Annotated in this window: 13 protein-coding genes; 7 read left to right on the forward strand and 6 right to left on the reverse strand. The window is 65.3% G+C overall.

Going from position 1 to position 11,748, the window contains the following annotated elements; all coding sequences use genetic code 11:
- The first annotated feature begins 15 nt into the window (after positions 1 to 15).
- From CXQ90_RS19425 to CXQ90_RS19435, 3 genes are all read left to right on the forward strand, one after another.
- A complete protein-coding gene (locus CXQ90_RS19425) occupies positions 16 to 246 on the forward strand; it encodes a zinc-ribbon domain-containing protein (RefSeq protein WP_104140990.1) in 231 nt (76 codons plus the stop codon).
- A 174-nt stretch (positions 247 to 420) separates the two neighbouring features.
- Positions 421 to 1,446, forward strand: a complete 1,026-nt coding sequence (locus tag CXQ90_RS19430) for a matrixin family metalloprotease (RefSeq protein WP_258064618.1) — start codon at positions 421 to 423, stop codon at positions 1,444 to 1,446.
- Positions 1,447 to 1,495: 49 nt separating this feature from the next.
- Entirely contained in the window at positions 1,496 to 2,758 is a 1,263-nt protein-coding gene (locus CXQ90_RS19435; RefSeq protein ID WP_104140991.1) for a pyridoxal phosphate-dependent aminotransferase, read from the forward strand.
- A gap of 28 nt (positions 2,759 to 2,786) precedes the next feature.
- Here the strand turns inward: CXQ90_RS19435 and CXQ90_RS19440 are convergent, their stop codons facing one another.
- A complete protein-coding gene (locus CXQ90_RS19440; protein WP_258064619.1) occupies positions 2,787 to 3,155 on the reverse strand; it encodes a hypothetical protein in 369 nt (122 codons plus the stop codon).
- 132 nt (positions 3,156 to 3,287) lie between these two features.
- Positions 3,288 to 3,974, reverse strand: coding sequence for a DUF2848 domain-containing protein (locus tag CXQ90_RS19445; protein ID WP_104140993.1), 687 nt, complete (start codon positions 3,972 to 3,974; stop codon positions 3,288 to 3,290).
- A gap of 139 nt (positions 3,975 to 4,113) precedes the next feature.
- On the opposite strand from CXQ90_RS19445, the gene CXQ90_RS19450 reads away from it, so the two are divergent.
- Positions 4,114 to 5,505 carry an MFS transporter gene (locus CXQ90_RS19450; protein WP_181038633.1) on the forward strand — a complete coding sequence of 464 codons (1,392 nt, stop codon included), beginning with the start codon at positions 4,114 to 4,116 and terminating at the stop codon, positions 5,503 to 5,505.
- Between the two features lie 7 nt (positions 5,506 to 5,512).
- On the opposite strand, the gene CXQ90_RS19455 is transcribed toward CXQ90_RS19450, so the two are convergent.
- Entirely contained in the window at positions 5,513 to 6,169 is a 657-nt protein-coding gene (locus CXQ90_RS19455) for a GntR family transcriptional regulator (protein ID WP_104140994.1), read from the reverse strand.
- Between the two features lie 32 nt (positions 6,170 to 6,201).
- On the opposite strand from CXQ90_RS19455, the gene CXQ90_RS19460 reads away from it, so the two are divergent.
- Positions 6,202 to 6,996 carry a carbon-nitrogen hydrolase family protein gene (locus CXQ90_RS19460; RefSeq protein WP_104140995.1) on the forward strand — a complete coding sequence of 265 codons (795 nt, stop codon included), beginning with the start codon at positions 6,202 to 6,204 and terminating at the stop codon, positions 6,994 to 6,996.
- A gap of 8 nt (positions 6,997 to 7,004) precedes the next feature.
- On the opposite strand, the gene CXQ90_RS19465 is transcribed toward CXQ90_RS19460, so the two are convergent.
- The 3 genes from CXQ90_RS19465 to CXQ90_RS19475 form a co-directional block, all read right to left on the reverse strand.
- Entirely contained in the window at positions 7,005 to 7,796 is a 792-nt protein-coding gene (locus tag CXQ90_RS19465) for a ZIP family metal transporter (RefSeq protein WP_104140996.1), read from the reverse strand.
- Between the two features lie 154 nt (positions 7,797 to 7,950).
- Positions 7,951 to 8,448, reverse strand: coding sequence for an SRPBCC domain-containing protein (locus tag CXQ90_RS19470; RefSeq protein WP_104140997.1), 498 nt, complete (start codon positions 8,446 to 8,448; stop codon positions 7,951 to 7,953).
- Positions 8,449 to 8,461: 13 nt separating this feature from the next.
- The gene (locus CXQ90_RS19475) at positions 8,462 to 8,794 is read right to left on the reverse strand and encodes a helix-turn-helix transcriptional regulator (protein ID WP_104140998.1); all 333 of its coding nucleotides are present in this window, start codon (positions 8,792 to 8,794) and stop codon (positions 8,462 to 8,464) included.
- Positions 8,795 to 8,984: 190 nt separating this feature from the next.
- Here CXQ90_RS19475 and CXQ90_RS19480 point away from each other — a divergent pair, with 190 nt between their 5' ends.
- Both CXQ90_RS19480 and CXQ90_RS19485 read left to right on the forward strand, forming a co-directional pair.
- The gene (locus CXQ90_RS19480; protein WP_104140999.1) at positions 8,985 to 10,583 is read left to right on the forward strand and encodes a CdaR family transcriptional regulator; all 1,599 of its coding nucleotides are present in this window, start codon (positions 8,985 to 8,987) and stop codon (positions 10,581 to 10,583) included.
- A complete protein-coding gene (locus tag CXQ90_RS19485) occupies positions 10,580 to 11,512 on the forward strand; it encodes a glutaminase (protein WP_104141000.1) in 933 nt (310 codons plus the stop codon). The genes CXQ90_RS19480 and CXQ90_RS19485 overlap by 4 nt, the downstream gene beginning before the upstream one ends.
- Positions 11,513 to 11,748 lie beyond the last annotated feature (236 nt).

Below are 11,748 nucleotides of genomic sequence, written 5' to 3' on the forward strand. Positions count from 1 at the left end.
TCGAAAGGCACACCAATGCTTCTACTCTTCGGATTCAAGACCACACAGCACGCCCTGCCGGGACGTGCGGGAACATGCCAGTACTGCAGGTCGTTCGTTCATCACCATCTCGAGGAACGCGCTACGAAATTCACGCTGTTCTTCATTCCGCTTTTCACCACGTCCAGGTCATACCGGATCACCTGCACGAACTGCGGGCAGACGTCCAAGATCACCGCGCGCCAGAAAAACGCGCTGGCCCGCTAGGGGCCGGGCCGCCGGGTCCCCTCGGGTCAGCCGCGGGTCAGGCGATGTCAACGGCTGCTGGGACGACGGCGGGGATTTCAACGGCAACGGACAGCGGCGGGATGACACCGCCGCCGTCCGTTTATGCTGGGGTGGTCCATCGCTCATGATGGCGTAGCAAGCAGGGGGACACTGTTGCGTTCGACTTCTCATTGGCAGGACGATCCGTCGTCAGACCGTTCGCATCTGACGGGCGACGGCCTGCCGCCGGGAGTCCGCCGCTCAGCCAGCGGGCGCGTTCCGCAGTGGGCCATTGATGAGGCGCTGGGGACGACGCAGGACCCGGCTGCGTGGCGTCCGGGGCCCGCCTTTCCCGGGCAGCACCCAAGGCAGTCCTCTCCGCCGCCCTGGAATCCACGGCCGGGCGGGAAGAGTCATGGCACGAAGTGGGCCATCGCTGCGGGCATTGCCCTGGTTGCCGGCCTGTCCTCCGTTCCCTCGGTATTCGAACGCTTTGTGCTCCCGGCCGTACTGCCGTATCTTCCCGGGGCCCCCGTGCCGCCGCCCGGGTTCGAGGCAGCGGATACCCCGCTGGGGCAGGCGCCAGGCGGCACCGGATCCAGCGCGTATGCGCTGCAGGAATCACCCGACCCCGGCCAGCCGTTCGCCGCATACGACCCCTGCCGGCCGGTGCACTACGTGGTCCGGCCCGATAACGCGCCGCCGGGAGCCGACCAACTGGTGGAGCAGGCGGTCGCCAAGGTTTCGGCGGCCACTGGACTGCGTTTTGTTTACGACGGCTACACCTCGGAGGCTCCCGCCGAGGAACGCGAAAGCTATCAGCCGGACCGCTACGGCAAGAGGTGGGCGCCGGTCCTGATCGCTTGGTCCACGCCCGAGGAGAGCCCGCGTCTGGCCGGGGACGTGGATGGCCTGGGCGGCAGCGCGTACGCGTACACCACCGGGCGCCCCTACGTCCTTGTGGCCGGGCAGGTGGAGCTGGACGCTCCCGATCTGGCGGAGGTGCTGCAGTGGCCGGAAGGATCCCGCTACGCGCGTGCCGTCATCATGCATGAACTCGCCCATGTGGTGGGACTTGACCACGTGGACGATCCGACCCAGCTGATGAACCCTGAGGGCACCGACGTCACGGAATTCGCCGCCGGCGACCTCGCAGGCCTGTCCCGGCTGGGCGGCGGCCAGTGCGTCCCGGAGCTGTGACCGAACCGCTCACGTTGTTTCGGGCAGTGCAGCTATGAAAATATGCCTCATGCGTCCCATGCAGAATTCCAGCCGTTTGCAAGATGTCCGGTACGACCTCCGGGGCCCGGTGCAGCATGCGGCGAAGAAACTGGAGGCGGAGGGCCACAGCATCCTACGCATGAACCTCGGGGATCCGGCGCCGTTCGGGCTGCACGCCCCCGAGTCCATCGTGGTGGACATGATCCACCATCTGCGCGAGGCGCAGGGGTACAGCGACTCCAAGGGCATCTTCTCCGCCCGGACCGCCATCTCGCAGTACTACCAGACCAAGGGCCTGATGCAGATCGGCGTCGAGGACATCTTCATCGGCAACGGGGTCAGCGAGCTGATCTCCATGACGCTTCAGGCCTTCCTGGAAAACGGCGACGAGGTCCTGATCCCCTCGCCCGACTACCCGCTCTGGACGGCTGCCACGGTGCTCAGCGGCGGCGAAGCCGTGCACTACGCCTGCGACGAGCAGAACAACTGGTGGCCGGACCTGGCCGACGTCGAGGCGAAGGTCACCGACCGCACCCGGGCCATCGTCATCATCAATCCGAACAACCCGACCGGGGCCGTGTATCCGCGCCACATCCTGGCAGGGTTCGTCGAAATCGCCCGGCGGCACGATCTGGTGCTGTTCTCCGACGAGATTTACGAAAAGATCACGTTTGAGGACGCCGTCCACATCCACACCGCGTCAGTGGCCGGGGACCTGCCGGTGCTGACCTTCTCCGGCCTGTCCAAGGCCTACCGGATGCCCGGCTACCGCGCCGGCTGGGTGGCCGTCACCGGGCAGCGCTCCGCCACGGCATCGTACCGGGAATCGCTCGAACTGCTGGCCTCGCTCCGGCTCTGCCCGAATGTCCCGGCGCAGCACGCCATCCAGACGTCCCTGGGCGGCTACCAAAGCATTGAGGACCTGATCAGGCCCGGCGGCCGGCTCCGCGAGCAGCGCGACCTTGCGTTGCGCCTGCTCAATGACATTCCGGGAATCACCTGCGTGCCCGCCGCCGGAGCGATGTACCTGTTCCCGCGGATGGATCCTGAGATGTATCCGTTCACGGACGATGAGCAGTTCGTCCTTGACCTGCTGCAGGAGCAGAAGATCCTGGTCTCGCACGGCTCAGCTTTCCACTGGCCCTCCCCCGACCACTTCCGGTTCGTCATCCTGCCGCACGTGGACGAAATCCGGGAGGCGGTGCGGCGCATCGCGGCGTTCCTCGCCGCCTACCGTGCCAAGGCTGACCGCATCCGTGGGGCCCGGCCCGCCCAGGTCCTGCCGGAGTAAGCGCCCGCACTGGCGCGAGAAAGCCCGCTTACTCGCTGCTCGAGCTGGGCACTGGCCACTTCCAGCGGCCGTCGGGCATGGTCTTGCCGATCACCTGGGCGAACAGCAGGTCGCTGGTGCCCGCCGGGTTTCCGCCCGCCGCCACGTATTCAGCCTTAACCTTCGCTCCGCGGCGTTTCATGGATCTCAGGAACCACCAGACGAACAGGGCTGCGCCCAGCGCGGAAAACCCCACCAGCGCATAGGGGTCGTCTACACCTGCGAAGACCAGGGCGACGAACGTGATCACAACGCCGAAGGCGCCGCAGACGGCCGCCAGCAGCACGATGCCCAACCGGAGCTCCCAGTTCGGCGGCCGCCGGTCAATGTCGTAGAGGTAGTCATCCAGGTTCTTCACAGAGTCCTTCCTATCAGAAAAGGGCATCCCGCAGGGGTCGCACCCCGTCCGGCTGTCCGATCGCGACAGGCAAGGCGGACGACGGCGGGAACCTCCCGCCGTCGTCCGTTTCCGCTGGTCTCAGCGCGTGAATCAGCCGATCGGCTCGGGCATCTGCTCCACCACATACTGGGTATCCACCGACGCGCCGGTCACCGGATCCGTCATCTCCACCTTCCAGCTGCGGGCAAACTGGTTCACGCCGTGGGTCATGGCCACGGTGCCGGAAATGAGAACGGTTCCGGGTGAGTTCAGCCCGCGTTCCGTGAGCACGTCCAGCCAGTAGTCCGGCGTCAGCAGGGCTGCCAGCGAACTGTCCTGGATCAGGGTGTCCGGGGTGTCCCCCTCCCCCACCCAGCCCCTCAGGGTGATCTGGTCCAGGTGGTCCCGCACGTCATCGAGGCGCCAGGCCTTGCGCCCCAGAACGTCCGGGCTGGCGTTCTTGCTCCAGGCAACGCCGTGGACCTCGAGCTCGCGGTCCGTGTGGTCGCACGCGACGGTGAGCAGAACGCCGTCGTCCGTGATCGCTATGGCCCACTCGGCCTCGCCGGAGGTCCGTCCGTGCTGCACGCTCACTTCCCTAACCTGCTGGGCCAGATAGGGGGACACTGGATACAGGGCCGGCGTGGTGGTGGGACCGGGAACACCTAGTTCAGCCAGTTCGGCAATGTGGGCTTGCACTTCCTCCTGCTCCCGCCCTGCGTAGCCTGCGTTCAGAAGGTGCCTTACCTGTACATCCTTGGTGCTGCCGTCGGGAAGTTCGAAGCTCAGAGTCGTCATGGTGGATCCATCCTTTGCTGCTGAAATTTTACAAACCAGAAACCGGAAACGGTCGCCAATGTACAACCAGTATGCGTAATGTATACATTTAACGCCAGCGTGACAGGCGTCACCTCAAAATCTCGTGGAGGACAACACCATGGCAAACGTCCCAGTTCCGGCCTCCGGCACCACGCCGAGTCCGCACAAGCCGATTCACCCCAAGGGCCTCTACAAGGCCTTTGCCGCCAGCCTTACCGGCACCGCGCTCGAGTGGTACGACTTCGCCGTCTACTCGGCGGCGGCCGCCGTCGTCTTTCCCATCGTCTTCTTCCCGGCGTCCGACCCCCTGACCGGCACCATCCTGGCCTTCTCCACCTACGCGGTGGGCTACGTTTCCCGCCCGGTGGGCGGCATCATCTTCGGCAGGCTCGGGGACCGCATCGGCCGCAAGAAGGTCCTGGTGACGACCCTGATGATCATCGGCGTGGCCACCGTGCTGATCGGTGTGCTGCCCGGTTACGAGAGCATCGGCATCACCGCCCCCGTCATCCTCGTCCTGCTGCGGTTCGCCCAGGGCGTGGGCGTGGGCGGCGAATGGGGCGGCGCCGTCCTCCTCTCCAGCGAATACGGCGATCCCCACCGGCGCGGCTTCTGGGCTTCCGCGGCCCAGGTGGGCCCGCCCGCAGGCAACCTGATGGCAAACGGCGCCCTGGCGGTCCTCACGCTCGCACTGACCGAGGAACAGTTCCTCTCCTTCGGCTGGCGCATCGCCTTCCTGGTGTCGGCCCTGCTGGTCGCATTCGGCCTCTGGATCCGGCTGAGGCTCGAGGACACTCCCGTTTTCAAGGCAATCCAGGCGCACGGCGAGCAGCCCCACGCTCCGATCCACGAGGTCTTCCGCAAAGAACTCCGCCCGTTGATCGCCGCCATCCTGTGCCGCGTGGGCCCGGATGTGCTGTACGCGCTGTTTACCGTCTTCACACTCACCTACGGCATTCAGGTCCTGGGCTACGAACGCAACCAGGTGCTCACCGCCGTTCTGGTCGGCTCCGCATTCCAGCTCGTCATGATCCCGCTGGCGGGCGCCGTCTCCGACCGCTTCAACCGCCGTCTGGTGTACGGCGTCGGCGCCGTGGTGGGTGCAGTCTGGACGTTCATCTTCTTCGGCATCCTGGGCGGAAACAACCAGCCAATGCTCATCATCGGCATCGTCCTGGGCCTGATGGCCCACTCCTTCATGTACGGCCCCCAGGCCGCCTTCATCGTGGAGCAGTTCTCCCCGCGGCTCCGCTCCACCGGAAGCTCGCTGGCCTACACCTTCGCCGGCGTGATCGGCGGCGCCATCGCCCCGCTCATGTTCACGCTGCTGCTGTCCCAGTACGGCACCTGGATTCCGGTGGCCATCTATGTTGCCGTGGCCGCGGCCGTCACCGTCGTGGGACTGGCGCTCGGCCGGGACAACGACACCGTGGAGGACCTGGACTACCGGCTGCTGCTGGAAGGAACCGGGGCGGCACCCCAGCAGGCCGGCGCCGGGGAAGCCAAATAGACCGTGTTCAGGTGCGGAGCAGGATGTCGCGGGTAACGGCCAGATGATGGTCGATGGCCTTCTGCGCCTCCGCTGCGTCGCCGGACACCAGGGCATCGAGGATGTCCTGGTGTTCGGCGCACACCTGCTCGCGCCGGCCGCCGGCACGGAACAGCGCGGAGACGCCCACCAGGATCTGCCGCACGTGGAGCTTGCTGTAGGTGCGGGAAATAAGTTCGTTTCCGGCGGCATCGACGAGCTGCTGGTGGAAGAGCGTGTCCAGGCGGATGAACTCCCGCGCGGCCTCCGGGCTGAGGTTGTCCGGAAGCCTGGATTGCTGGTCCAGGGTTTCCTGCATCGTCTCGGCCGGCACCCTGCGCTGCTCGATGACCAGACGCGCGGCATGGCTTTCAAGGACGCCGCGCAGTTCCATGAGCTCCGACATTTCCCGGCCCGTTACCGGGGGAACATAGGCTCCGCGCTGGGGAATCAGTTCCACCAGGCCGTCGGAGACCAGAAGCAGGAGGGCCTCCCGGACGGGAGTGCGCGAGACCCCGATTTCCGCGGCGAGTTCCTGCTCGTTGAGGAACCGGCCCTGCCTCTCAGGGTCGATCAGGATGTTTTCGCGCAGGTACGCGTAGGCCTTCTCGCGGCCGGACGCGGCCGTCCCCGACATTTTTCGCATACATTATGTATACAACAAACTGGAGTAATTTCATGCGTCTTGCAGTGGCCCAAATCATCAGCAGCGCCGATCTGGCGGGCAATCTCGAGCTCATCCGAGACTACGCCACGCGCGCCAAAGCCGCCGGGGCCGAGCTGGTGGTGTTCCCGGAAGCGGCGATGCGCGCGTTCGGCAACACTCTCGCCGACGTCGCCGAACCCCTGGACGGCCCGTGGGCCACTGCGGTCCGCGGCATTGCCAACGAACTCCGCATCGCCATCGTGGCAGGCATGTTCACCCCCGGGGAGGGCGGACGCGTGCGCAACACCCTGCTGGTGACCGGCCCGGGGATCGACACCTCCTACGACAAGATCCACCTCTTCGATGCCTTCGGTTTCGCCGAGTCCGATTCGGTGGACGCCGGAACGTCGCCCGTGACCTTCGAACTGAACGGCACGGTCATCGGCCTCGCCACGTGTTACGACGTGCGCTTCCCCGCGCTCTTTACGGCCAATGCCCGGGCGGGCGCCCAGATCAACATTGTCTGCGCGTCCTGGGGCGCGGGTGAGGGAAAGGCCGACCAGTGGGACCTGCTGGTCCGCGCCCGCGCCGTGGACAGCACCACGTTCGTGGTGGCCTGCGGACAGGCCGATCCCGCCAGCGTCGGCCTTCCGCCCGCCGGCTCCGCCCCCACCGGCATCGGCCACAGCGCCGTGGTGTCCCCGCTCGGCTCCCCCGTCGTTGCACTGGGCCGCGAACCCGAGCTGGCGGTGATCGACATTGACCCGGCCGTCATCACGGAAGTCCGCGGAAAACTGCCGGTGCTGGCGAACGCCAGGAGTTTCTGAAACATCCCTCAGGCGAGGGAGAGCACAAACGAGAGTACGAAGCCGGCGGCCGTGCTGATTGCCACGGCCGGCCCGCCGTGCTCGTACGCCTCGGGCATCAGGGTATCCGCGAGGGAGGCAATCACCGCTCCCGCTGCGAACGCCAACGGCAACGATATGGTCTCCGGATCGGCCCCGGACAGCGGGCCCGCGCCCAGCACCACAGCGGCAACGAGCACCACGGCGCACGCTGTCCAGAGGCCCATGATGGCTCCGGCGGACCTGCCCTGGCTTCGCATGGAGGACGCACCCACCAACGCCTCCGGAAAGTTCGACACGAAGATCGCCGCCAGGAGCGCCAGCCCGCCGGTCCCCTCACCGAGCGAAACACCCAGGGCGATGTTCTCCGGCACGCCATCAAGCGTCACCGCCGCCAGCAGCGCCATCCCGGCCGCACCTCGGGTTGACACAGCACTCGGCGCCTTCTCAGCAGCGGCGGCGTCGGTATCCAGCTTGGCGCTGCCCTGGAATTCGTCCGCAGGAGTGGCCTGGGATCCGGGCTGCGCCCAGCGGTCAAGCAACGCGCTCAGCGCAGTGAACACGACGGCGCCGGCAAGCAAGCCCAGCGCCGCGAGAACTATCCCGCCGCGCTGGTACGCGTCCTCGAACAGCTCAAAGCTCAGTGCGGTGATAAGGGCCCCTGCTGCGAAGGACAAGAGGATCGCCAGCAATCGCTTCGGCAGCTGAAAACGGACACCAACAAGTGCGCCCACGATCAGGGCGCTGGAAGCCACCACGCCGAAAAGCAGGGACATCGCCACACGGTCAGTATAGGAGCACCCCTTCTGTAGGGGGAGGGGCCCGCGCGCGGACGGCTAAACAGCCTAAGACACGCGAGAGAACGACGGCGGGAATGTCCCGCCGTCGTTCTCTTGCGTTGCGCATTCCTTCCGAGTGCTGTGAATCAGCAGGCGGTCAGGCGCGGGAGTGCTCGGCCAGGAGGGCGTCGATCTGGCCGGCTGCCTCCTTCATGCCGTCTTCCATGCCCATGTCGATCATCTTGCCCATCTGCTCCTCGGACTCGAACGTGGACAGAACGGTCATCCGGGTGCGGCCGCCGAGGTCTTCCAGCGTGACGGTCGCATGCGTGGTGCCCATGGCCTCGACCGGAGCGCCGTCGTCGTCCGCGAATCCGTCGTCAAACTCGAGCCGGCGCGGAGCCTCGATGGCCGTAATGCGCCACCAGCCGCCGGCCTTCTCGCCCTCGGGGCCGGTCATGTAGTAGCTGGCCTCTCCGCCGGGGGTGAATTCGTGCTTGACGAACGTGGCCGGCCAGGTGGGCGGGCCCCACCAGCGCTCAAGCTGCCGCGGGTCTTCCCAGATCTGCCAGACCCGCTCGACGTCGGCGTCGAACTCGGCCACGAGGGTGAAGCTAAGTGCCTCGGTGCTCTTTGTGGAACTGATAACCGTCATTGCCGGACCCTTCCTATTCTTCAGCGAGGATGTCTGCGATCCGCTCGGCGCGCTGCCGCCAGATCGCCTCGTACTCATCAAGCAGTCGTCGGGCTTTCTGCAGGCCTTCATGGTTGCCCCGCACGATCTGCTCCCTTCCGCGCCTTTCCTTGCTTACCAGGGAAGCGCGCTCCAACACCGCCACGTGTTTCTGAACGGCGGCAAAACTCATGGCGTAGAGGGACGCGAGGCCGGACACCGAATACTCGCCCACCGCCACCCGGCGCATGATGTCCCGCCGGGTGGTATCCGCGAACGCCTGGAAGAGGCGGTCGAGTTCGGCATCGCTAAACTGATCTACAACCATTTGGTTGTAGGATATTCCCGCAGCGGATTAGTGTCAATCCCCATTGGTGCGACCCGGACCGCATTGGTTCCGGGACCGAAAACACATCGCCGGATTTAGGCTGGGATCCATATTTTCCGAAGTTTGCTGTGGATAGCATTGGGTGACCGGACAGAGCCGTCCGGAAGGGTATCAACGCCGAAGGAAGCCCATGGCCGCAGCTACAGTGGACGACATCCTGTCGGATCTCCCCCTGGGTTTCGCCAGCCTCATCCTCCGGCCGTCCCGCGCGGTATCACCAATTGAACGTTTTCTGATCGTTGACGCCGACGACGAGACTTCCGACGGCGGGGCCGCGTTTGTCCTGCTCATCGGGGTCCGCGGACGCTCCGCTCTGCCGGCGCTGCGGCGCCTTCTGAAAAACCCTCCGCTGGTGCTGGCCGTCAAGGGCGGCCCCGGGGAACTGGGGGAAGCCGAAGAGCTGCTCCGGGCTGCCGGAACCGGCCTCCTTCTGGTGGATCCGGCTGCGGACTGGGACCGGCTGCTGTCCATCGCCAAGGACCGGATCCAGCCACGCAGTTACCAGAGCGAGGTGCTGACGCTGCTGGAAGAAGACCTGTTCGCCATTGCCCAGACGACGGCCCGCCTGACGTCGAGCCACGTGGTGATCGAGGATGCCGCCAACAAGGTCCTGGCCTACTCCACAGTGTCGAATGACATCGACGAGCTGCGTAAGGCGTCAATTCTGGCCCGACGCGGTCCGCGCAAATACGAGCTGCTTCTCAAGGATCTTGGCGCCTACCGCGAACTGCACCGGACGCGCCTGCCGGTCAGGGTTCCGGCCAGGCCACAGGACGGTCTGCGGGAGCGGGTCGCCATCAGCATGTTCGCCGGCGACCGCATCATGGGGTACATCTGGCTCCAGGAAACCGGGGACGGGTTCAGCGCGGACGTTGATTATGTCCTGACCGGATCAGCCGCGCGAGCCTCCGCGGAGCTGATCCGCTACCGCAACCAGCAGTCGGTGCACATGCGCGAGGACCGGATTGTCCGTATTCTTTCGGGCCCGGAAGAAGCCGCGGCCAGCGCCCACAGCGAGAAAATCCCCGCGGACCGCCCAACGGCGCTGATCCTGATCGGAATGTCAGCCGCTGAAGCGCAGGCGGACGATGCAGCCCTCAAACACGGGGAACTCGCCAACCTTGCGTCCATCCATGCCGCGGCCTACAAACCGTCAGCCATCGTGGGGCAGTTCAACGGCGACACCGCCGTGATCGTCCCGGCGCTCCAGTCCGCCAACGCCGAAGCCGGGCTTCGGAGCCTTGCCGAGGCCATCGTCAGGGACGCCGAGAGACTTCTGGGCATCAGCCCGTTCGGGGCAGTGGGGCCGATCGCCCCTGATCTGTTGTCCATTCATTCGGTGACCTCCAAAACGGAAGCCCTGCTCGGCTGCATGCGTCGGTCCGGGAACTCTTCTGTGGCCACCGTGGACGACTTTGAGGTTGAGATCCTCTTCCACGATGCAGTGGAGAACTTCACAGCCTCGGCCTTTCGCCATCGCAGCCTCTGGGCCCTTCTACGGGACGATAGCGAGTTGGCCGAAACCCTCCGTGCGTATTTCGACGCGTCTCTGGATGTGGCCGAATGCGCCCAGCGGATGAAGCTGCACAAGAACACCGTCTACTACCGGATCAGCAAGGTCAGCAGGGTCACCGGCCTGAACTTTAGCAATCCCCGCCATTCATTGGTCGCGCTGCTTCATATTCAGGAGTGGGCCGGCAAGCATAAGGAGCACCTGGGCAAGAAATGATGACAGCACTCGATTCGCCGCCTCTTAACCTGGTCCTGGATGACATCGTCCGCAGCCACCGGCCGCAGAGTGAAGCAGGATCAGTTCCCGCCAGCATCCCCCACCTGTCATCGCCGGCCTTCAACCGTTTCGGGATTGCGGTCGCCACCACATCCGGGGACGTGTTCAGTTCCGGCGACGCAGATCTTCCATTCTCGATCCAGAGCATCTCGAAGGTCTTCACCTTGGCCATGGCACTCAGCGCCGGTGAACCCAGTGCGCTCTGGTCCCGCGTACTTCGCGAGCCGTCAGGGACATCCTTCAACTCCTTGGTGCAGCTTGAAGTGGAGCACGGGATCCCCCGGAACCCGTTCATTAACTCGGGCGCCCTGGTGGTGACCGACCATCTGATGGAGAAGTCTGCTGACGCTGCAGGTCATGTCCTGCGCTTCCTGGCCGACCAGGTGGGCGGGCCCGGCCCTTTCATCGACGAGATGGCCGCAAAGAGTGAACTTGCCAACAGCAGCCGTAACCTAGCCCTCGCCCACTTCTTGAAGGACTTCGGCAACTTGCACCGACCCGCCCAGGCCGTGGTGGAAAACTATGTCAGGCAGTGCTCCATCATGATGACCTGCGTGGAGACGGCGAAGGCCGGGCTCTTCCTTGCACAGGGCGGCCGCGGAGCGCAGGGGACTGTGGTCTCCCCGAGCGAGGCGAAACGCATCGGATCCATCATGCTGACCTGCGGCATGTATGACGCAGCCGGTGAGTTCGCCTACCGCGTGGGTCTTCCCGGAAAAAGCGGTGTGGGCGGCGGAATTCTGGTGATCGTCCCCGGCGAGTGCTCCATCTGCGTCTGGAGTCCCAGGCTGGATTCCAAGGGAAATTCTCTGGCGGGGTCGGCGGCCCTCGCTGATCTGTCCGACCGCACCGGGTGGTCCGTTTTCTGATCTGGCCAGTCTTCCCTGATCCGGTCCCGGTTGTCCCCCACCTTACTTCTAACCCTCATTTTGTTCTTTGACAGGACGAAAGGATCCCCCATGTCCAACAACCCCAATGACGAGGTTGGTATGCACGAGGCCGACAGCGGTCACGCCCATGCTCCGGATTCCCTCCTTCACGCGGAGGACAAGGGCTACCACAAGAGCCTGAAACCGCGGCAGATCCAAATGATCGCCATCGGCGG

This window comes from Arthrobacter sp. ZGTC131 (assembly GCF_002929275.1).
In the GTDB taxonomy this organism is placed as follows: domain Bacteria; phylum Actinomycetota; class Actinomycetes; order Actinomycetales; family Micrococcaceae; genus Arthrobacter.